Raw genomic sequence first — 20,788 nt, 5'->3', positions numbered from 1 at the left:
ATTACAACCCTCTTTCCTTAATCCACGCTCTTACCTTAATTCCGGGTTCAATTACACTGACACCCGAGATAATGATTTGGTCGCCATCGTTAAGCCCAGCTAACACTTGATTTTTGTCATTCATCTCAATTGCGGCTTTGGACACAATGCCTTGCTCATCGACACGCCAAACGTATGTTTTGCCGTTCTCTTCTAGCAACGCGGAGTTAGGAATCTTTGTCGCTCCTGCACTTTTGGACAGGAGGTAAGCATTGCCAGACATTCCCGGCAAAAGGCCTATTTCTGCTGGTCGCTCCATGACCATCGTGACTTTGTAACTGCCCGTTTTAGGATCGGCCTCTGTATCGATTTCCTGAAAGGTTAAATCAAAGGCTCGCTCGGGGAACGCATCAAATATCATTCTGGCAGAGACATCGCTCCCCTGCGTGTAACGATTTAGAAGATAGTCTGGGATTTGGAATATCACTTTGAGGAGTTGGTTGGACTGAATATTCATCACCCCTTCTTTCGCGGCAACATATTCATGGTTTTCTGCTGGAATGTACGAAATGGTTCCATCATATGGCGCGACAAGTTTGGTATACCTTAAGTTTGCCTTTGCTTGATTCCATTGAGCTTTTGCCGAGTTGTGGTTCGCTTTTGCCTCATCAAAATCTTGCTCAGATACTACTTGGTCTTTACGTAGCTTTTGGTATCGCTTGTATTGCACATCTGCGAGCAAAAAATTTGCCCGAGCTTGCTGTTCGAGCAGAGAATATTCATCTGGGTTTAATGACGCCAAAACATCACCTTTACTGACGACTTGACCTTCATTCACTTCTATCGTTTGAAGAAGCCCAGGAACTCGAAATGTCAGTACTGCTCTATCGCCAGCTTCCGTCGTGGCAGGAAAATGTCGCTCAAACTGGGCATTGCCAACAGATACTGTAAATAGCTTCGCAGGGCGCGATTCAGGTTCAGGAACAGGAGGAAGTTCTTTACCGCACCCCGACAAGACAGCCGAGATGGCAATAGGAATGAGCAATTTTCTCATTACATTCATCCATAAAAATTGGGGGATTATTTTTAAAGTAGATGAATTTTGAACGAACTTCCAGAGCAGAAAAGATTAATAGTGCTTTAAAATTAGTAATTTGTGATAAAAAAGCAGGCTTTATGCCTGCTTCAGTTAAATCTTCTTTGGATACAAAATGCCTAAAGCTTACTGAATTCTCTGTTCACCCTATATGTATCAGACGTAACATAAGCTTCCATGTTACGAATTTTGCCATCAAGACGGTCAAAATCCCTTTCCAACACACTGAGCAGTTGATCAGGGCTTTGCCCTTTCTGCCAAGGCTTACTTTTGAGCGTATGCTCTTGCTGCGCTCTGATATTTTCAGAATACGTTACTGGTTGCTTTTCTAACATAAACGCCATCGCGATGTACGCTAACAATACCAAAAACGTACCACCTAACAGCGCTGCAGAAATCACTACAATACGAATCAACCAAACTTCTGCACCAAAGTAGTTGGCAATTCCGGCGCAAACACCGGAGATTTTGCCATTTACTGGGTCACGATACAGTTCTCGATTATTCATACTTTCGTCTCCATGTTGGTGACTCAGCATCCAAGATGCGCTCCAATGTATCAACTCGGGACTGCATCGCTTCCGCTTTTTCAGATAGTACCTGAAGGCGCTCTAAATCTTGGCTCGACAGTGCACTATCTGTTTTGCGTTTGCTGCGATAGTGTAAGAAGAGCCATAGTGGAGCGACAAAGATTAAAAAGACAATCACTGGTCCTGCTATAAAAAATGCCGACATAAATGGCTCCTTTCTTATTTATCTTTCGATGACATCTGTTCTTTCAGCTTTGCCAACTCTTTTTCAATTTCGTCTTGTGCCTGCAACTCTGCAAACTCTTGTTCTAGCGATTTAGCATTACCAGTTTGAGCATACAGGTCTGCTTCCGCTTCCATTTCATCCACTTTACGTGAGTACTGCTCAAATTTCGCCATCGCTTCATTAGTACGGCTAGTGTGCAGGTGTTTTTGCACATCACGACGGTTAGATGCAGTTTGGTTACGAATTGCTAGTGCTTGCTGTTTTGCGCGCGTTTCAGCAATTTTGCTTTCCAACTTACCAATCTCGCCAGTAAGCTTATCGATCGTTTCTTCCACTAAGGTTTGCTCAGTGTGGAGGCCTTTAATCACTTGCTCTAGCTTTTGCTTTTCAATTAACGCTGCACGAGCTAGATCTTCACGCTCTTTAACTAATGCTAAGCTCGCTTTTTGGCCCCATTCGCCAATTTGCTCTTCTAACGTTTCAACCTTACGAGCCAACTCTTTCTTGTCTGCAATCGCTTTAGCCGAGTTAGTACGCACTTCAACAAGTGTGTCTTCCATTTCTTGAATGATAAGACGGATCATTTTTTCAGGATCTTCCGCCTTGTCCAGTAATGCACTGATGTTTGAGTTAACGATATCTGCAAATCGAGAAAAAATACCCATAACGGAACTCCTCTTTTTTCCTATTAAAACTCGACAAGGTGGTGATTAACCTTGTGTCTCCCTGAATATATAACAAGTAACGTGCCAACTTATAATTTTCTTTTAAATCAGAGCGTTATTCATTTTGTTGTCGTTACACACTATTGTGCTATGATGTTTTTCACCAACTGTTGGTGAAATTTACCAACTCTATCTCTAAATCATGGCTCGGCTGTTAAATAAGAAGGACTTTATGAAGCAAAACCTGATTGGTGAATCACCTGCTTTTCTCGCTGTACTAGATAAAGTATCACAACTTGCACCCATTGAGCGCCCTGTCCTCATCATTGGTGAACGAGGTACGGGTAAAGAACTCATCGCTCAGCGTTTGCATTATTTATCAAGACGTTGGGATAAACCACTACTATCACTCAACTGTGCGACATTAAGCGAAGGGCTAATAGATTCCGAATTGTTTGGACATGAATCCGGCTCCTTCACGGGCTCTAAAGGTAAGCATAAAGGGCGTTTCGAGCGTGCCGAGGGCGGTACTTTGTTTCTTGACGAACTGGCAACCGCACCACTTTTAGTTCAAGAAAAGCTATTACGTGTCATTGAATATGGTGAATATGAGCGAGTTGGCGGTCATACCGCTCTCAATGCGGATGTTCGACTTGTTTGTGCAACCAATGCCGACCTACCAAAATTAGCAGAGCAAGGTGATTTTCGTGCAGATCTGCTCGACAGGCTAGCCTTCGATGTCATTATGTTACCGCCTCTTCGCGAGCGCAAAGAAGACATTCTCTCTTTAGCAGAGCACTACGCGATGAAAATGTGTCGTGAACTGCAACTGGAATACTTTGTCGGTTTTACCCCAAAAGCGCAGCAGTCGCTTATTGAATATGAATGGCCCGGTAACGTCCGCGAACTAAAAAACGTGATTGAACGTGCGATTTACCAACATGGTCTGAATGCTCACCCAATTGATGAACTGGTTTTCAATCCTTTTGAAACGGTTTGGCACAGCGCGCTTGGCCATAGTGCAAAACAAGCAGAGCAACAAGAAGAGGAAGCATCAAGCAACACCATCCAATTCCCTCTAGACTATAAACAATGGCAAGAGGAACAAGATATCCATTTACTCAATCGTGCATTGGAAGAAGCCAAGTTTAATCAACGACAAGCAGCCGAGCTACTTGGCTTGAGCTATCACCAATTACGAGGGATGGTTAGAAAATATGGTTTGGTCGGACAAAGCTAACTTGACCGAGAGTACTCAATCAATACACGAGCTCGTGACTGCGCTCTAATTCGCATGCATTTATGGCATAACACCTTACAGTGTATGGATTTTATGTTTGGAGCGAGTTCACAAAGGTGATAAATTAGCGAGATCATTTTCGCTTGTTAGCTTTGAAAGAGTAAGATCAAACGAAACGAGCAAGATCCAATGAACATTTCATATTATGAATGCTTTTATAAGATTATCGCTGAGCCTTATTGGGATTAGCCTACTGACCGCTTGTGGCGATGAAATTGACCACAATGATATTCGCAAAGCTGGCTTTGTGTTTTGCGGGCAAGGTAAGCCGACCACGTTTAACCCTCAGCTTATTGATAGCGGTATTACCGCAGAGGCTCTGAGCCCGCAGCTGTACGATACGCTGCTCACGCTCGATCCTAAATCACATCAGCCCGTGGCAAGCATCGCCGAGAGTTGGTCAGTAAATGAATCAGGGACGGAATACACGTTTAAGCTTAAACGTGGTGTTAAATTCCAAACCACGCCTTGGTTCACACCCACTCGCCCATTGAATGCAAAAGATGTGGTATTTAGCTTCAAGCGAATCATCGATGTAGACCATCCTTTTCACCAAGTAGGTGGTGGTTTTTATCCATGGTTTGCAGGGTTAGATTTTCAAAACCTACTCCAAGACGTGGTTGCAATAGATGAGCATACGGTAAGGTTTACGTTATCTCAGCCAAACTTTTCTTTCTTGGCCAATATTGCCACCAGCCATGCGGTTATCTTGTCTGCGGAGTACGGACAGCAATTGGCTGCAAAAGATCATAAAGAAGAAATCGACCAACTTCCTATCGGTACCGGCCCTTATCAATTAAAAGAGTACCAAGTGAACGATTTGATTCGATTAGAGCGTCATTCTAATTACTGGAAGTCACCAGCAAAAATGGAACAAGTGGTGTTCGATATCTCTCACAGAGGCACGGGTACATTAGCTAAACTTTTAAGAAACGAGTGTGACGTACTCTCTTCACCTATTTCGAGCCAAATACCTGTCATTCAAGAAAATGACAACCTTGAGCTGACGGCTACACCAGCTAACAACGTTTCCTTTATTGCGATAAACACAGAAACCACCGCGCTGAGTGATGCTCGAGTTCGCCAAGCACTTAACTTAGCGATCAACCGTCAAAATATTTTAGATTCGGTTTACTACGGAACTGGCTCCCAAGCTTATACCTTGCTACCACCAAATTCATGGGCTTATCAAAAAGACAGCGTAAAAATTCGTTATGACCGGAATTATGCATTGGCACTACTTCGAGATGCAGGCTACGAAGACGGCCTAGAATTGACCATGTGGGTACCACTTGAACCACGTGCTTTTAACCCAAGCCCTCGTAAGACTGCGGAGTTAATCCAAGCGAATTTTGCCGATATTGGGGTTAAATTAACGCTACTGACCGATGATAGGTTTGAACGTGTGGATTTGGAGAACATCAACGATATCGATTTACTTTTAACTGGTTGGATTGGTGATACCGGGGATCCTGACAACTTTTTCCGCCCTTTATTATCTTGCGAGTCTGACCGCGTTGGCCTTAACGTGTCCATGTGGTGTAACGATGACTTCGATTTCTTGCTCGATTTGGCGTTAGAAACTCAAGAACCGCGTTACCGTTTGAACCTATATCGCCAAGCACAGAACATTTTGAATCAAGAGTTCCCGGTTATTCCTCTGGCGCATGGCGTGCAGTTCCGTGTGCACGACAAATCGCTGACAGGCTTCAAATCAAGCCCTTTCAATGCCCAACCGTTTGATAGAGTTGAGAGAATTCACTGATGTTTTGGTATACCGTTCGACGCTTTAACCTATTTATCATCACTTTGATGATCCTTACATTAGTGGGTTTTTCTCTGCTTCGCCTTGACCCTCTCTCGCACTGGGCAAACGTTGATTTTTGGTCTGGTTGGCAAACTTACTTAATCAACCTTTCTCAGCTTGATTTTGGCATAAGTAAAAACGGCAACGCGATTTATGACGAGCTCGCCGTCGTATTCCCTGCCACTTTGGAACTGTGCTTTTTTGCCTTTTTGGTGTCCCTTTTGATCGGTATTCCACTTGGAACCGTGGCTGGGATGAAGCAAGGTAAATGGCTCGACACCAGCATTTCATTCATGTCGATGTCTGGTTATTCCGCCCCAATTTTTTGGGTAGCTCTGCTACTTATCATGGTCTTTTCATTGGAATACCAACTCTTTCCCGTTGCGGGACGGTATGATTTACTTTACGAAATTGATCATGTAACCGGGTTTGCCATTATCGACGCATTCATGGCGAAAGGCGAATACCGCGCTCACGCACTGCAAAGCGTTATTGAGCATATGGTACTGCCATGTTTGGTGCTCGCTTTGGCTCCAACCACCCAGGTTGTCGGACTAATGCGCTCCTCGGTAGCGGAAGTGATGAGCCAAAACTACATCCGTGCAGCGAGAATCAAAGGTCTTTCGAACCGCGAAATCGTAACTCAACATGTATTGCGGAATGCGATACCGCCTATCATTCCCAAAGTTGGTGTTCAACTTTCGAGTATGATTACCTTAGCTATCATCACGGAGTCTATTTTTAACTGGCCAGGTATTGGTCGTTGGCTTTTAGATGCGCTAGCAAGCCAAGACTATGCATCTATCCAAGCTGGCGTGATGGTACTTGCGACTTTGGTTCTTACCGCTAACATACTCTCGGATTTGATTGGCGCGATGATTAACCCTTTAGTTCGAAAGGAATGGTATGCTAACAAATAACGTTTATCAGGAAGAGCGCATTCCAACACAGTTTGAGCGTTTTTGGCGAAGCTACCGCGCCAACGGACTAGCCATGTTTGGCTTGTGGTGCTTGGTGTTTATCGTCCTTATTACCATTTTTGCCCCCCTACTTGCACCATTTGACGCCCAAGCACAGTCAGGTGAGTTGCTTGTGCCGCCATCATGGGCCCCAGCAGGAACGGTTGATTACTTTTTGGGGACCGATGACTTAGGTAGAGATATTCTTTCGCGCCTGATTATGGGCTCTCAGCTAACATTTGGCGCTGCTGTCGCCATCACCGCAATTGCTGCCGTTGTAGGCTGTTTAATTGGCGTATTGGCAGGTATGACGAAAGGCTTACTGTCGAGTACTCTCAACCACTTGCTCGATACCGTCATGTCGATCCCGTCGCTCTTATTAGCAATCATTTTTGTGGCATTACTAGGCTTTGGTGGGTTCAATATTTTACTCGCAATCTGCTTGGCTTTGATTCCGCGTTTTATTCGCTCCGTTTATATCGCAGTCCACACCGAAGTTGAAAAAGACTACATAATGGCAGCACGCCTTGATGGCGCTAATGATTTCTACTTACTGTGGAGTTCAATTCTTCCTAACATTCTGACGGTCATTGCCGCTGAAATCACACTCGCGCTCTCTGCTGCGATTTTAGATATTACGGCACTGGGTTTTCTTGGCCTAGGCGCACAGGCCCCAAGCACCGAGTGGGGAGCAATATTAGGTGACTCTGTCGAGCTTATTTATATTGCACCTTGGACAGTGACCCTACCCGGCCTGACCATCATGTTTACTGTTATTACCCTAAACTTAGTAGGTGAAGGTGTACGTCAAGCGCTTAATGCGGGGATCGAATAATGCCGTTGTTAGATATTCGACATTTGACCATTGAGATCGAAACACCTCAAGGGTTGGTCAAAGCCGTTGACCGAATGAGCCTAACTTTGAACGAAGGCGAAATTCGTGGTCTTGTAGGTGAGTCTGGCTCTGGAAAAAGCTTAGTTGCAAAAGCGATTGTCGGGGTAAGTAAAGATAACTGGCGCATCACCGCTGACCGTATGCGCCTTGGCAATATTGACTTGCTTCAGCTTACGCCAAAAGAGCGTCGGCGCGTCATTGCTCGTGATATTGCGATGATTTTCCAAGAGCCTTCAACTTGTCTTGACCCTTCAGAGGAAGTCGGGCGTCAATTGATTGAATCCATTCCATCTCGCGCATTTGAAGGGAAATGGTGGGAGCGATTTAAATGGCGTAAAAAACAGGCCATCGCGCTTTTGCATAAAGTGGGTATTAAAGATCACAAGCGTTTAATGGGTAGCTACCCTTATGAACTGACTGATGGTGAGTGTCAAAAGGTCATGATTGCCATGGCGATTGCGACCAAACCTAAATTGCTGATAGCAGATGAACCAACCAACGACTTAGACCCGATTACCCAATCGCAAATCTTGCGTCTGTTGAGCCGCATGAACCAACTTAATAACACAACCATTCTGCTTATCGGCCACGACTTAGCGACCATAACACAGTGGGCAGGACGTATTACGGTAATGTATTGTGGTCAGTCGGTGGAGTCTGCCGATACAAGTAAAATCATTGCGGCACCCAAGCACCCGTACACCGATGCCTTGCTTAAAGCGATGCCTGACTTTAATGATTGGGTACCACACAAGCAAAAACTCCAATCCCTACCGGGCTCGATTCCGCCATTGCAGCATCTACCTATCGGTTGTCGCCTCGGACCACGTTGCCCATATGCGCAGAAACAATGTGTAGAAATTCCACACACCAGACGAATTAAGAATCATAAATTTAACTGCCACTTTCCATTGAACACGGAGAAAAAGTCATGAGTGCGTTACTTGAAGTCGATAATTTATCGAAGCAATTTGTTACGCGCTCCCGTCTGTTCAAACGCCAGGTTAATGAGGCAGTAAAACCGGTAAGCTTTACTTTAGAGCCAGGGCAAACTATTGGTTTTATTGGTCAAAACGGGTCAGGAAAATCCACACTAGCTCGTATGCTTGCTGGCGTTGTTGAACCAAGCTCCGGAGAGATCCGTGTGAATGGCGAACGATTGGAGCACAAAGATTACGCGACACGCTGCAAGCTCATCCGCATGATTTTCCAAGATCCAAACACATCGTTAAACCCACGTATCCAGATTGGTCGTATTTTAGAAGGTCCGCTAAAGCGAAATACCAACATGCCGCCAGATGCGCGCATGCAGCGTGTAAAGAACACCCTGCTCCGCGTAGGATTGCTGCCTGAGCACGCCTATTTTTATCCACAAATGCTAGCTGCCGGTCAAAAACAGCGCGTATGTTTGGCTCGTGCACTTATTCTTCAACCTTCCATCATTGTCGCTGATGAGGCGTTAAACGGTTTGGATATGGCAATGCGCTCGCAGATCATTAACTTATTCCTCGAGTTGCAAGAAGAGATGGGATTGTCATTTGTGTACGTGTCTCAGCACATTGGCATTGTTAAGCATATTACTGATAAAGTGATGGTGATGCATGAAGGTGAAGTGGTCGAGTTTGGCGAGACCAACCAAGTACTGACTCATCCCGAGCATCCTATTACTCAAAGACTAGTCGAAAGCCACTTTTATAAAGCGCCAAGCCATCAAACAAAATAGCTTATCAAAAATGTAATCGTGCAAATGTAAAGAAGCCTGCTTTAACGCAGGCTTCTTTATTGCATGGGGACTAATCAAAAAACTAACGGCGGCTCGCTTGTTTGCGTAGTTCAAAATCAAACTCGTCAGGAAACAATACGACCCCTTCTTCATTTTGATTTGGAAATACAACAATCGATAGCTCGTCATCCTCTAGACCAGAGGTCCAACGGCTGTGCCACTTGTTTAGAGAGATCGCTTCTGGCTCGCAATCTTCCCAATCACCATTCGCCCATTGCAAAGCAAACTCTTCGTTTGGCCATACTGGTACACAATCATCATCTTCTGTATTTAGCATGACACAGCCATGTTCGTCTTTCAGAATCCAAACCTTACGATTCGCGACTATCTCTTTTACGCAGTACTTTAAACGTTGCTCTTCATTGTAGCGATTAATGGTATCCATCTGCTCTTGGGTCAGTTGCTCAGACATATTCGTCTCCTATTTCCCATAGAAAAATGCCCGCAGCTAAGCGGGCATTTAAAGTATATGCTAGAAAATTAAGCTAGTTCAGTTTGAAGCCAAGGCCAACCTTGCTTCTTACGGCTTAGCGTGTTTTCCATCATTAACATGCCGTCTTTTTCGTGCTTAACAAGCTTCTCAGCCCACTCACCTTTGTATAGAAGACGAGTTTGAGCAGTCGTGATGTCTGTTAGCATTACGGCAGCGAACGCTAAGTTATCTTTCTCACAACGAGATTCTAGGTCTGCTTCTAGTGCTTCGATCATACCGTCAACTTGCTCAAGAGTTGCAAGTTCAACCTGACCAACCACTACGTCACGACCGTTGAATGGGTAACCTTTAAGGTCTTTCTCAACAAGCTCAGCCGCTGATAGACCTTCGATGTTTGTTTTAGCAATTAGAAGATCTTTAGTGAACGCGTCAACATCTTGTACGTCTGCGATTGCCGCTAGTTCAGCAACGGCATCTTTGTCTTTTTGTGTACAAGTTGGAGAAGCAAAACCTACTGTGTCAGATAGAATTGCTGACATCATTAGCTTAGCAATTTGTGGAGTAATCGCGTGACCTTCAATCTTGAACATGTTGAATAGAACAGTGTTGGTACAACCAACAGGCCAGATCCATGCTTCCATTGGGTTTACTGTCATCACGTCACCTAGACGGTGGTGGTCAACAATACCCGCAATTTCAGCTTCTGCGATATCGTCTGGTGCTTGTGCTAGATCTGAGTAATCTACTAGCCAAACGGTCTCACCCGCAACTGATGTGCGAAGCTCAGGAACTTCAGCGCCAGCAACTTCTAGGATGTGCTGAGTTTCACGGTTGATTTCGCCTTGGCGAATTGGCATAGCTTCAACGCCACGCGCTTTTAGAAGTTCAGTTGCAACGAGTGCACTACAAATACTGTCACTGTCTGGGTTCTTATGACCTACAACTAGAATCATGTTTCTTCCTATTCAAGTCAATTTTATACGCCGCCTAATACAGTTAATTAGGGCGTGTTTGCTCACAAAGGCCGATACTTTACCTGATTTCAGAGAGTTTGACACGAAGAAAAGTTCACAATGCTATTGCGAATAAATCTCATTTACATATAATGATAATTATTCCTATTTGCATTTGAGTAAACGATGAACGCGACCCAATTATTACACTCTGCACAACAGTTGTTTCAGCCTACTCAGTTTCGTTTAGCTTATAAGCGATTGCTGATCCCTATCGTCATGCTCATTTTGCTAGGCAACGAAAATACACGTGACGTAGCCGTACAGACGCTATCCGACTCATTCTGGGCAGTGTCATGCTATGTTGCTGCCACATTGGCTATTTATCATTATCTTTCAAACTTTATGTCGAAAACCAATCGAATTACCGAGCTCTACCATCGCTCGCGTAATCATCAGGTTTTCTTTGCTTCTTTATTGGGTGCTTTGCCTGGCTGTGGTGGCGCTATTGTTGTGACAACGCAATTTATTAGTGGCCGAGTGGGATTTGGTGCGATTGTCGCGGTACTTACTTCAACAATGGGTGACGCTGCCTTTTTACTTCTGGCCGCCAAACCAAGTGTTGGATTAGGCGTGGTTGGATTAGGCATTATCGTGGGTACTCTTTCAGGGTTAGTCGTTAATGCTTTTCATGCTGATAACTTTCTGCGACCAGAACCAAAAGAAGCACCTCAGACACATGCTTGTTGCCAACACCAGACAGACCGACACACGCCTCTTGAACAACGTGCAATCAATCTACAAGGCGCATTTTGGAAATGGCTTATTGTGCCTGCTAGTGTCGTTGCTGTGTTAATGTCTTTCCAAATAGATATTAATCAGTTGCTATCTTTGAAAGCCAACACCATTGAATGGCTGGGCGCTATCTTCGCGGTGATCACAATGTCGTTGTGGGCTATGACAAAAGAGCTCGGCGATTATCAGTCAACGGTCTCTGAAGATGAAAAAATTGTGGACTCGCATCCAATTCAAAAAGCGGCTCAAGACACAAACTTCGTCAGTGCTTGGGTGATCGTCGCTTTTCTGGCGTTTGAACTGACGACCTATTTTTCTGGAATCGACCTCGTAGAAACCTTTTCTCATTGGGGGATATGGATGCCATTAGCTGGCTTAGCCATTGGTATGCTACCTGGTTGTGGTCCGCAAATTTTAGTCACTAGCCTGTACATCTCTGGTGCAGCGCCACTTTCGGCGCAATTGGCAAATGCGATTTCTAACGATGGTGACGCCCTATTCCCCGCCATTGCAATGGCACCGAAAGCTGCTTTGGTCGCGACTATTTACTCGTCCATTCCTGCGTTTATTGTTGGATACGGGTATTACTTTTTATTCGAGTTCTAACGCTCAGAGCATCAAACGAGAAAGGAGCCGCAATAGGCTCCTTTCTTGATCTTGGTATTGGGCGATTTACTTCACGTTATGCTGTAACGATCGCTTTCGCATTGAGCCCTTTATCCACGCTCACCATTAACAACTGGCAAGGTTCTTGGTTTAGCTTTTCGCCTGTCCAGTAATCATACCAGTCCACCGGTTGATCAGACGTCAGCGTAAATTCCATCGCTCCGTAACTCGCATAATTAAACAAACAATGGAGGTCATTCTTCGTCGTTAGTTTTAAAAACGCGTGATTTAAACTCAAAGCGGTAAACTTTGCAGATTGCTGGTTACGTTGTTGACGTAACATGAGCTTAGCCAGTGTCTTCTTAGCAAACGGCGTAATCTCAGGGAGCGGGTCACCAGACAGCAGCAAACCACCACTCGCTAATAACACCGTGCGATGAAATTCATACTCTTCTCTGGATGCAGATTGATTAGCTAATGAAGTGAACGTGGCGCAATCCGGATCAATTTGCCACAGTTTTCGGTGCTGCCAACTACGGTAAAAGGTTTCTCTGGCTATCTGCTCGAATCGACGACTATGACGCTCTACATCGTCAGAAACACGCATTGCATCCACAAGTCCCAGAGATGGCCACATTGGCGCGTTGCAACCTAAAAGCCACGCATCACCAGCGCCTTTGGCAATCGCTTCCATTCCTAAGCGATACGCCTCAACGCCTGTAATACCAGATTGTTTACGCACACCTTTTAAGGTGCCCCAATAGTTCGCGTCTAGCTTGAACAACTCAACGCCCCACTCTTGTCTCATGACAGAGACTATATTCGTCAGATGGTCTTGTACTTCTGGGGTTGAGGTATCGAGTATGTACCAAGGCGTGCATCGCCAACCACCGTATGTGACATCTTCTGCTTTAAGTAAGCCACCATCCTTGTGGCGAACAAACCAATCTGGATGCTGTTTGAAGATCTCCGACTCAGGCTGTGCAATGAAAGGCGCCATCCAAATTGCCGGCTTTTTTCCTTTTGCACGGATATTATGAATGAGCTCTTTTACGCCACCAGAAAACTTATCTGATGGGGTTAACCAATCGCCCATAAAGGCTTGATAGCCATCATCCAGAAGTACCCACTCTAGGTCTTCGAGCTTATCTTGCATGCAATCCACGTTCTGCATGATGTTTTGCTCTGTCACGTCTGCGTAGTACGCGTACCACGAACACCAACCAACAGGCGCATCTTGTGTCACACCTTGGCGAGCAGGATGATGCTTTGCAATCATCTCGCCATAGGTTTGATAAAGCTCGGACAGCGATTGACCACAGAGTACCGCCACGGATTCAAGTTGATTACTTTCCCAATCCGCCACTTGAGTCAACTCACCATCAATTGCGGCTGATAAAACCCAATGCCCATCACGCAGTACAACATCAAAATAGCCAGCAAAGCGATGACATGATGTGAAGCCAAATAATGTGTAGCCCGCTGAACCTTCCACCACTAAATAGTTGTAATAACGCTTAGGGGCATCTTTAGGGTAGATTCGATAAGAAGGATTATTGTCTGGACAGCGACCAATATCAACGGGGTGATTGATCGTTCCCGCCGTTTGCGCCAACATTTGAAAACCATCCCCAATTACGTTGGCCTCGTGCTCGTACAAAAACGGCATTTCGAGCAACACTTCACGGTCGGTAAAGGTTTTATTGTGGAGACCAGCAAAAGAAAAATGTAATTGATTACCCTCGACTTCAACTTGGAAGTCATTGTTATTCACAGTGATCTCAGTGTGATTTGCCAATTGAATGCTCTGAGCCATAAAGAGTCTACTCACTTAATTATTATTGTTTAGCTTGGCGCATTATCTCCTGCTTGTCTCACCCAATTCGTTACCATCATCACGAATACCAGTCTCGTTTAACGTTATGAAGTTACTATTGAGACAACGCTCACTGAAATTTTGAAAAAAAAATACCAGCCCTGAGGCTGGTATTTCGATTTATGCAAACTGCACTAATTAAGCAACTTCGATCGGACCACCAAATGAAGTGACTGGCGGCACTTTACCTGTGAACTTCTCGAAGTCTACGATACATGTGTTCGCAGAAGTCGCCTGTGCAAGCTCAGAAGAACCGATGTCTTGCGTTAGCGTGTTAGGATCACCGTAGGTACAGATTGCGCCCTCTTTCTCGTTTAGAGGACCGTACCATGCACCTTCTTCGATACGAATAACGCCACGTGGGTAGCTGTCAGTCAAAACAGCACCAGCTAACAGCTGACCACGACCGTTGAATACACGTACCAAATCACCATCTTTGATGCCTTTTGCTTTGGCATCCGCTGGGTTGATGTAAACCGGCTCACGACCTTGTACCGCGTAAGTCGCGCGGAACTCTTCAGACTCACACATTTGAGAGTGAAGACGCTTATCAGGGTGGCAAGACTGCAACCAGAATGGATATTTATCTGAACCAGGACCACCGTGTGAACGCTCTGATTTTTCGAACCACATTGGGTGCTCTTGACAGTGTTCGTAACCGTAACGGCCGATCTTACGAGACGTGATCTCGATGAAGCCAGACGGCGTACCTAGTGGATTCAGCTCAGGGTCTTTACGGAAGTCCGCATGACGAACCCAAGGTTTACCTTCACCGAAGTCTAGTACGCTCTTCTCCCAGAACTCGTTGAATTCTGGCATTTCAAACTTACCTTCGTTCGCTTTTTTACAATCGTTGTAAAGGCTTTCGATCCATTCCATCTCGCTCATACCACGAGTGTATTCTTCGCGGCGACCAAAACGCTGAGTGAGTTCACTCATGATTTGGAAGTCAGGCTTAGATTGGAACAATGGATCAACGAGACGATGCATCGCAATCAGACCTTTGTTCGAGTATGAACCGTATACGTCGATGTCGTTACGTTCCCATTGCGTACACGCCGGTAGAACGATATCTGAGAAACGACATGTCGCAGTCCAAGCAAACTCGATCGTTACAACCGTTTGAAGTTTGTGGAACGCTTTCTTCATGCGGTTACGATCTTGATGGTGGTGCCATGGGTTACAACCCGAGATAACCATCATCTTGAAGTCAGGCAGTTTCACTTTACCGCCGTTGTAGTTGATCTCTTTGCCAGGTTCTAGCAGACAGTCGATCCAACGTGCAACAGGGATAGTACGACTGTAACCGTTAAAGTCGTTGTTGTCCCACTTAGGTTTCATACCTTGGTCAAGGTTACGAGGGAAACCACCAGGGCCCGCGAAACCAGTAGAAGGCACACCGATACTTGAGTAATGGTGACCGTAAGAGATACCACCGCCAGGTAGACCGATTTGACCAACCATTGCAGCAACCACAGCCGCTGCCCAGTATGGCTGCTCACCGTGCTCTTGACGCTGGATACACCAACCCATCAGGATCTGTGTACGGCCGCTGACTAGCATGCGTGCGAATTCACGGATCTTGTCCGCTTTCACGCCACAAATCGCCGCTGCCCATTCAGGCGTCTTCTCTACTTTGTCTTTTGTCTTACCTTGAACGTATTGAATGAACTCTTCAAAGCCTAGACAGTAAGTATCAATGAACTTCTTATCGTACAGGTTTTCGTTGTACAACACGTGTGCCACAGCGAGCATGAACGCTACGTCTGTCAGCGGGTTGATGTACAAGTGATCGTTCTCTAAGTAGCGCTGAGTTTTGTTCTTCACTGGGTCTACAGATAGAACGTTGATCTCACCTTTCGCCACTTTTTCTTTTAGTTGTGCAAGGTACTTAAACGACTCATGCGTTTCACAGTTCCAACCTACTTGAAGGTTTTTCACTGGGTCGTTAGCCCAAAGAACGATGTTGTCAGAGTTTTCTAGGATCTCAGACCAAGACGTACCTTGTGCGTACACTTCGGTTGAACCTAGCACGTACGGCATAATGGTTTGGCCTGCACCCGTCGAGTAGTCACCTACTTTAGTGATGAAGTTGCCGTGCATACCTACTGCACGTTGCATGTGCGCTGTACAGTTGTTAAATGAACCCGTTTGGTTCCAACCTGTTTGACCTGCATGCAGCGCCCATGGGCCGTAGTCTTTTTGAATACGTTCTAGCTCACGGTAGAACAAGTCTAGCGCTTCATCCCAAGTTACTCGGATGAAACGGTTGTTACCGCGAGTATCTGCGCTGTATTTATGTTTCTTCAACCAATCTAGACGAACCATTGGGTAACGAACACGTGAAGGGCTGTAGATAATACCCTTAATGCCGTTCAACATTTCTGTTGGGTTTTTGTCTAGCTCTAGCGGCTTGATCTCTTGAACTTTACCCGCGTAGATGTGGGCGCGGAACGCGCCCCAGTGAGAACCGGTTACTTTCCAAGTACCTGTCGTCTCAACGGCATTTGCAGAGGCGGACGCCAATAAGCTAGGACCAATTACTGACGCTGCACTTGTGGTTGCTACACCTTTAAGAAAACTTCTTCGTGTAATAGCCATTTAAAATTACTCCAATCCGACGCTTATTAGTGGTGACCTTCAGCATAATCTGAAGAGTGTTTCTGTAGATACTTCAAGATCAGTGCTTCACTGTCTGTATCTAGGTTAACGAACGCCAACATACCGTCGAACATACCTGGCCAGGTGTTCGCGTCGAAGTGCGCTTCCGCAGGTTGAGTGTGACATACAGAACAATTGGTCTTGTAGGCTTCACGAGATTTTTCCCAAACAGGATTGATGTCGTTCAGCATAGACTCTTTCTTAATCCATACTTTCGCCGCTACTTTTTCCCAAGGAAGGCCTGTTAGCTCATCCACTTTTTTCTCACCAGTCGTCACAATGTTGCTGTCTGTTGCTGCTTCTTTCATCAGAGACGCAGTCGCAATGTTCTTACCGAAGTCTTCTTGAATTACACGACCAAAACCTTTTGCTTTGCGCCAACCGTCAATTTCGATCTCAACAAACTCGCCTTTGTCTTCAAGAACTTTAACGGTCGATGCAGGATTAAGAAGACCAGCTTCTTTACTGCCTTGCGCATCAAAGTAAATTGGTAGGTGACGAACGCTCACGAGTTGCTGACCAACGCCGTAATCCGTGTTAGAAGTCATACCCTCTAGATCACCCACGATACCGCCAATGCTGTCCATGCCTGCTGGTAGGTTGTGCGCAATACCCTTGTGACAGTCAACACAGCTTTGATCTTTCTCAGCGGCTTGCTTCATTTGGATACGAGCCGTAGGAGACATTTGCTCGAAATCCATCGATTCGTAGTTGTGACAGTTTTTACACTCCAGAGATTTGTTTGCCGAGAAACGATCCCATTCGTGTTTAGCAAGTTCGATACGACGCTCTTCGAACACACCCGGTTCGTCGTAGTTGCCAAATACTTGTGCAAATACTTCTTTAGAAGCTTGCATCTTACGAGCGATCTTATCTGTCCAGTTATGTGGAACGTGACAATCAGGACAGGTAGCACGAACACCAGAGTGGTTTTTCCAGTGCACCGTTTCTTGTAGCTCAACGTACACGTTGTCACGCATTGTGTGACAACTAATACAGAATTCTTCTGTGTTGGTTGCTTCTAGAGCGGTGTTAAAGCCACCCCAAAAGATAACACCAGCAATAAAGCCGCCCATAGTCAGCACACCTAGGCTGATATGTACAGCTGGGCGCGTCATGGTACGCCACAGTTTAATGATTAATGATTTCATTATTTGCTCTCTTAAAATCTTTTCAAAAGTGTGGTTATGAGCTCACTGGCTTACATGCCGTGCGCGCCTGGAGGTCCAAAGAAGAAGACTTGCAACATCCAAACGATGAACCCGTAGCCGCCAACAAAGGCCACACTCAGAATTGGGAAGAGAACAACTGCAATGAAGAGGAACGACTTCCACTCCAGGGAGCGTTTTTCACCACTCTCAATTTTATTAACATCACTCATACATTTGCCTATTTTGTATCTAGTGTTATTGAAAAGCCCGCGTAACCAAGCTTAAGTTTTTTACAATCTCTAATGGAAAATGTTAGACCATACTAATAGTAGGGTTCAATCAAATAAGCGACCTCAGACCTTGTAATTCAACACTTTTTTGAGCTCATCCAGAGATATGATGGATTGATGTTATTTATTAAAAAACATGAACAGATGTGACAAAATAAGTCTTTTAAGGAGTTGTTAAATAACCAACATTTAAGAAACATCGATCACATTTAAATCGTAATTACCATGCCATAAATCGACTTAAAAACTCCGAAAAAGATAACCGTTTGTAAACAAAATGCTGCGTATTAATGTCGAAAATAGCACTCAAGATTTACTTTAAGAACAGCAAAAAGTGCACGTAGTGGTTCATATAAAGGGGAGGCTTAGATACAATTATTCGCGTATTTTCAAGGAGCGATTATGGACAACGTGGTGGATATAAGCTGGGTCAAACTGGCACTGTTTGGTTTGATTTTATTGGTCCCCTTCTTTATCAATGCCCGCTACAAATTAGGGATAGCAAAAGACACCATAATCAGTGTTATCCGAATGACACTTCAGCTCATATTGATTGGCGTGTATTTAGAATATCTTTTTCAATTAAACAGCTTACTTGTCAATATACTTTGGCTTGCCATCATGCTACTGATTGGTGCCAGCTCAATTGCGGGAAAAGCTCGCTTACCTAAAAAGCCACTTATGCTTCCGCTACTAACGGGCCTTACCTGTGGTCTAATACCACTTCTGATAGCAATTACAGCAGGCTTAGTGCAACCATCCCCTATTTACAATGCGCAGTACATGATCCCACTTGCTGGTATGTTATTGGGTAACAGCTTGAGTAGTAATATCATCGCTCTTCAGAATTTGTTTACGGCTTTTGAGCAGAGACAAGCAGAATATGAGGCTGCAATCTCACTTGGAGCCTCTCCTCGCTACGCATCCTTCCCCTTCATTCAGGAGGCTCTTAGAAAGTCCCTTGCCCCGACTTTAGCTTCTATGGCCACTACAGGGCTGGTTACCTTACCGGGTATGATGACCGGTCAAATTCTAGGTGGCGCGAGCCCGATGGTTGCGATTAAATACCAGTTAGTAATTATGCTGGCTATTTTCGTCATGTTGAGTGCCTCCGTAACCATAACGTTAGAAATGACATTGCGCTGGGTACAAACCAAAGAAGGCCGAATAAAGATAAAAATCGAGCAACCCGAATCGACCAAAACTCATGGTTAGCTGGCGCTTGTGGGTAAAGACCGTTAAACAACTTATATTGCCAAGTCGAACATACTTATAACTGAATAACTCAACTATTCTTCGAGCACTCATCAAGACGCTTTCAGATGAAAAGTCAGGCAGAATTCTTTTTGATATAAGCCTCTAATTTTATGAAATTTTCTTTGCAAGTTTAGATACGCACGACCTTTGATACAGGTTATCCACAGAAAATGTGGATAAGCCCCCAAAACCCATACGCAACCAGAAACATAGCAACATAAGTGATCAATCGAATCGTCATGCATTGATCACGTGACTGACATGTTCTAATTTTAAAGTAAAGGCAGTGACCACAAACTTGGAGAGACGTACATGGATGTCTTAATGATCAAAGAAAATTACGATGAACTCCTGTCCGATGCACCTCTGGATTGGCTCGTTCAAGAACCAAAGGAAGTAACTTCTCATTGGCTCCCAACCGATTTTGGCATCAACGAAGAGTTGATTTAGCATGACTCGACTTATTTGACATTTGCAGAGACAAATAAAAAGAAAGGCGAACCATCTGGTTCGCCTTTCTTGTGATCTTCTAAACTTATCGCAAATGGTTATCTTCATCGCGTAGATAAATCATCCAATACCACATGCCAACAAATACGCCACCACCAATAATGTTTCCTATCGTAACAGGAATTAGGTTGTTTACGATGAACCCCATCATGTTTAAGTCCGCGTAGTTTGCAATATCTGCCCCTGTCATTTGCCAAAACGCTTCTGGCGCAAAGTACTTAATACCAATCGCCATAGGTACTTGGAACATGTTCGCAATACAGTGCTCGAAACCTGCCGACACGAACATAGCTACTGGCAGAATCATGACCGCTATTTTGTCAGTTAATGTACGTCCACTAAACGTCATCCAAACTGCAATACAAACTAATACGTTACACATGATGCCAAGCGCAACAGCAGCAAAGAAACCATGATGTAATTTGTGTTGGGAGATCGCCATCGCGTTAAGACCAACTTGGCCATGATCAAACATATATTGCTTGGTAACTAGCATACAGGCCACGAGCAAAATGGCCCCAACCATATTGCCAAAGTAAACCACCAACCAGTTTTTGATAAGTGCTTGCCAAGAGATTTTTCCACTCGCACGCGCAACTAGTGTCAGCACAGAGCTAGTGAAAAGCTCGCCGCCAGTAACCACCACCAAAATCAAACCAAGGCTAAATGCCAGACCACCAATGAGTCGTGTAATGCCCCAAGGCAGCTCGCCTGCGCCTGTCGTTACCGTGGTATAGAAGATGAAAGCAATACCAATATGAAGCCCCGCAGAAATGGCGAGCAGAAAAGATTTGATTGGAGCTTTCGTTGCTTTGCCTACCCCCACTTCAGCCGCGCGTTCCGCAGCTTGTGGCGGTAATAGTGAGTCAAACTGATTAAAGTTCATTCTGGTGTAACATTTAGAAACATTTAAAGAGGCGCGGATAATCGCTCTATTTCCCTATTTTTTCAAGTGCTATTTGGCGTGTTTACTAAAATCGTTGTTATTGGGAGATCAAGCAATAAATGGCGCCTAT

General features: G+C 44.8%; 20 protein-coding genes. 9 read left to right on the top strand and 11 right to left on the bottom strand.

The window, feature by feature from the left end; genetic code table 11:
• Nucleotide 1 precedes the first annotated feature (1 nt).
• The 4 genes from R7190_RS05175 to pspA form a co-directional block, all read right to left on the bottom strand.
• A complete protein-coding gene (locus R7190_RS05175; RefSeq protein ID WP_005378114.1) occupies nt 2-1,033 on the bottom strand; it encodes an efflux RND transporter periplasmic adaptor subunit in 1,032 nt (343 codons plus the stop codon).
• Between the two features lie 161 nt (nt 1,034-1,194).
• Nucleotides 1,195-1,584 carry an envelope stress response membrane protein PspC gene (pspC, locus tag R7190_RS05170; protein WP_025766867.1) on the bottom strand — a complete coding sequence of 130 codons (390 nt, stop codon included), beginning with the start codon at nt 1,582-1,584 and terminating at the stop codon, nt 1,195-1,197.
• A complete protein-coding gene (gene pspB, locus R7190_RS05165) occupies nt 1,577-1,810 on the bottom strand; it encodes an envelope stress response membrane protein PspB (RefSeq protein ID WP_005378117.1) in 234 nt (77 codons plus the stop codon). Before pspB ends, pspC begins: the two co-directional genes overlap by 8 nt.
• Nucleotides 1,811-1,824: 14 nt before the next feature.
• Complete coding sequence (pspA, locus tag R7190_RS05160) at nt 1,825-2,496, bottom strand: phage shock protein PspA (protein ID WP_005378119.1); 672 nt, start codon at nt 2,494-2,496, stop codon at nt 1,825-1,827.
• 232 nt (nt 2,497-2,728) lie between these two features.
• On the opposite strand from pspA, the gene pspF reads away from it, so the two are divergent.
• From pspF to R7190_RS05130, 6 genes are all read left to right on the top strand, one after another.
• Nucleotides 2,729-3,736, top strand: coding sequence for a phage shock protein operon transcriptional activator (pspF, locus tag R7190_RS05155; RefSeq protein WP_017820869.1), 1,008 nt, complete (start codon nt 2,729-2,731; stop codon nt 3,734-3,736).
• 205 nt (nt 3,737-3,941) lie between these two features.
• The gene (gene sapA / locus R7190_RS05150) at nt 3,942-5,561 is read left to right on the top strand and encodes an ABC transporter substrate-binding protein SapA (protein WP_017820870.1); all 1,620 of its coding nucleotides are present in this window, start codon (nt 3,942-3,944) and stop codon (nt 5,559-5,561) included.
• Entirely contained in the window at nt 5,561-6,523 is a 963-nt protein-coding gene (locus tag R7190_RS05145) for an ABC transporter permease (protein WP_005378122.1), read from the top strand. The genes sapA and R7190_RS05145 overlap by 1 nt, the downstream gene beginning before the upstream one ends.
• Nucleotides 6,510-7,397, top strand: a complete 888-nt coding sequence (locus R7190_RS05140) for an ABC transporter permease subunit (RefSeq protein ID WP_205460895.1) — start codon at nt 6,510-6,512, stop codon at nt 7,395-7,397. Before R7190_RS05145 ends, R7190_RS05140 begins: the two co-directional genes overlap by 14 nt.
• Nucleotides 7,397-8,392, top strand: a complete 996-nt coding sequence (locus R7190_RS05135) for an oligopeptide/dipeptide ABC transporter ATP-binding protein (protein ID WP_005378126.1) — start codon at nt 7,397-7,399, stop codon at nt 8,390-8,392. Before R7190_RS05140 ends, R7190_RS05135 begins: the two co-directional genes overlap by 1 nt.
• Entirely contained in the window at nt 8,389-9,180 is a 792-nt protein-coding gene (locus R7190_RS05130; protein ID WP_005393308.1) for an ATP-binding cassette domain-containing protein, read from the top strand. Before R7190_RS05135 ends, R7190_RS05130 begins: the two co-directional genes overlap by 4 nt.
• 82 nt (nt 9,181-9,262) lie before the next feature.
• Here the strand turns inward: R7190_RS05130 and R7190_RS05125 are convergent, their stop codons facing one another.
• On the bottom strand, nt 9,263-9,652 hold the full coding sequence (locus R7190_RS05125; protein WP_005378129.1) for a DUF2750 domain-containing protein: 390 nt from the start codon (nt 9,650-9,652) through the stop codon (nt 9,263-9,265).
• Between the two features lie 68 nt (nt 9,653-9,720).
• Nucleotides 9,721-10,626, bottom strand: coding sequence for a manganese-dependent inorganic pyrophosphatase (locus R7190_RS05120; RefSeq protein ID WP_017634678.1), 906 nt, complete (start codon nt 10,624-10,626; stop codon nt 9,721-9,723).
• Nucleotides 10,627-10,812: 186 nt separating this feature from the next.
• On the opposite strand from R7190_RS05120, the gene R7190_RS05115 reads away from it, so the two are divergent.
• The gene (locus R7190_RS05115; protein WP_025766868.1) at nt 10,813-12,027 is read left to right on the top strand and encodes a putative manganese transporter; all 1,215 of its coding nucleotides are present in this window, start codon (nt 10,813-10,815) and stop codon (nt 12,025-12,027) included.
• Nucleotides 12,028-12,103: 76 nt separating this feature from the next.
• On the opposite strand, the gene R7190_RS05110 is transcribed toward R7190_RS05115, so the two are convergent.
• The 4 genes from R7190_RS05110 to torE all read right to left on the bottom strand — a co-directional run bounded on the left by R7190_RS05110 (nt 12,104) and on the right by torE (nt 17,945).
• A complete protein-coding gene (locus tag R7190_RS05110) occupies nt 12,104-13,843 on the bottom strand; it encodes a glycoside hydrolase family 36 protein (RefSeq protein ID WP_213986316.1) in 1,740 nt (579 codons plus the stop codon).
• A 198-nt stretch (nt 13,844-14,041) separates the two neighbouring features.
• A complete protein-coding gene (gene torA, locus R7190_RS05105; protein ID WP_262631775.1) occupies nt 14,042-16,504 on the bottom strand; it encodes a trimethylamine-N-oxide reductase TorA in 2,463 nt (820 codons plus the stop codon).
• A 26-nt stretch (nt 16,505-16,530) separates the two neighbouring features.
• Nucleotides 16,531-17,715, bottom strand: a complete 1,185-nt coding sequence (gene torC, locus R7190_RS05100; protein WP_005378139.1) for a pentaheme c-type cytochrome TorC — start codon at nt 17,713-17,715, stop codon at nt 16,531-16,533.
• Nucleotides 17,716-17,765: 50 nt separating this feature from the next.
• Complete coding sequence (torE, locus tag R7190_RS05095) at nt 17,766-17,945, bottom strand: trimethylamine N-oxide reductase system protein TorE (protein ID WP_005378141.1); 180 nt, start codon at nt 17,943-17,945, stop codon at nt 17,766-17,768.
• A 462-nt stretch (nt 17,946-18,407) separates the two neighbouring features.
• Here torE and R7190_RS05090 point away from each other — a divergent pair, with 462 nt between their 5' ends.
• Together R7190_RS05090 and R7190_RS05085 are read left to right on the top strand one after the other, a co-directional pair.
• Nucleotides 18,408-19,220, top strand: a complete 813-nt coding sequence (locus R7190_RS05090) for an ABC transporter permease (protein WP_047100766.1) — start codon at nt 18,408-18,410, stop codon at nt 19,218-19,220.
• Between the two features lie 354 nt (nt 19,221-19,574).
• A complete protein-coding gene (locus R7190_RS05085; RefSeq protein ID WP_005378145.1) occupies nt 19,575-19,712 on the top strand; it encodes a hypothetical protein in 138 nt (45 codons plus the stop codon).
• 85 nt (nt 19,713-19,797) lie between these two features.
• Here R7190_RS05085 and focA read toward each other — a convergent pair whose 3' ends face one another.
• Complete coding sequence (focA, locus tag R7190_RS05080; protein WP_005378146.1) at nt 19,798-20,658, bottom strand: formate transporter FocA; 861 nt, start codon at nt 20,656-20,658, stop codon at nt 19,798-19,800.
• Nucleotides 20,659-20,788 lie beyond the last annotated feature (130 nt).

Source organism: Vibrio sp. 1078-1, assembly GCF_033340475.1.
Note: the sequence above shows the minus strand (reverse complement) of the source record. Positions and strands in the feature narration are given on the sequence as shown.

Bases quoted from the DNA above. Each gene is read 5' to 3' on its own strand.
- R7190_RS05175 (WP_005378114.1), bottom strand. From the start codon at position 1,033: ATGAGAAAATTGCTCATTCCTATTGCCATCTCGGCTGTCTTGTCGGGG.
- pspC (WP_025766867.1), bottom strand. From the start codon at position 1,584: ATGAATAATCGAGAACTGTATCGTGACCCAGTAAATGGCAAAATCTCC.
- pspB (WP_005378117.1), bottom strand. From the start codon at position 1,810: ATGTCGGCATTTTTTATAGCAGGACCAGTGATTGTCTTTTTAATCTTT.
- pspA (WP_005378119.1), bottom strand. From the start codon at position 2,496: ATGGGTATTTTTTCTCGATTTGCAGATATCGTTAACTCAAACATCAGT.
- pspF (WP_017820869.1), top strand. From the start codon at position 2,729: ATGAAGCAAAACCTGATTGGTGAATCACCTGCTTTTCTCGCTGTACTA.
- sapA (WP_017820870.1), top strand. From the start codon at position 3,942: ATGAATGCTTTTATAAGATTATCGCTGAGCCTTATTGGGATTAGCCTA.
- R7190_RS05145 (WP_005378122.1), top strand. From the start codon at position 5,561: ATGTTTTGGTATACCGTTCGACGCTTTAACCTATTTATCATCACTTTG.
- R7190_RS05140 (WP_205460895.1), top strand. From the start codon at position 6,510: ATGCTAACAAATAACGTTTATCAGGAAGAGCGCATTCCAACACAGTTT.
- R7190_RS05135 (WP_005378126.1), top strand. From the start codon at position 7,397: ATGCCGTTGTTAGATATTCGACATTTGACCATTGAGATCGAAACACCT.
- R7190_RS05130 (WP_005393308.1), top strand. From the start codon at position 8,389: ATGAGTGCGTTACTTGAAGTCGATAATTTATCGAAGCAATTTGTTACG.
- R7190_RS05125 (WP_005378129.1), bottom strand. From the start codon at position 9,652: ATGTCTGAGCAACTGACCCAAGAGCAGATGGATACCATTAATCGCTAC.
- R7190_RS05120 (WP_017634678.1), bottom strand. From the start codon at position 10,626: ATGATTCTAGTTGTAGGTCATAAGAACCCAGACAGTGACAGTATTTGT.
- R7190_RS05115 (WP_025766868.1), top strand. From the start codon at position 10,813: ATGAACGCGACCCAATTATTACACTCTGCACAACAGTTGTTTCAGCCT.
- R7190_RS05110 (WP_213986316.1), bottom strand. From the start codon at position 13,843: ATGGCTCAGAGCATTCAATTGGCAAATCACACTGAGATCACTGTGAAT.
- torA (WP_262631775.1), bottom strand. From the start codon at position 16,504: ATGGCTATTACACGAAGAAGTTTTCTTAAAGGTGTAGCAACCACAAGT.
- torC (WP_005378139.1), bottom strand. From the start codon at position 17,715: ATGAAATCATTAATCATTAAACTGTGGCGTACCATGACGCGCCCAGCT.
- torE (WP_005378141.1), bottom strand. From the start codon at position 17,945: ATGAGTGATGTTAATAAAATTGAGAGTGGTGAAAAACGCTCCCTGGAG.
- R7190_RS05090 (WP_047100766.1), top strand. From the start codon at position 18,408: ATGGACAACGTGGTGGATATAAGCTGGGTCAAACTGGCACTGTTTGGT.
- R7190_RS05085 (WP_005378145.1), top strand. From the start codon at position 19,575: ATGGATGTCTTAATGATCAAAGAAAATTACGATGAACTCCTGTCCGAT.
- focA (WP_005378146.1), bottom strand. From the start codon at position 20,658: ATGAACTTTAATCAGTTTGACTCACTATTACCGCCACAAGCTGCGGAA.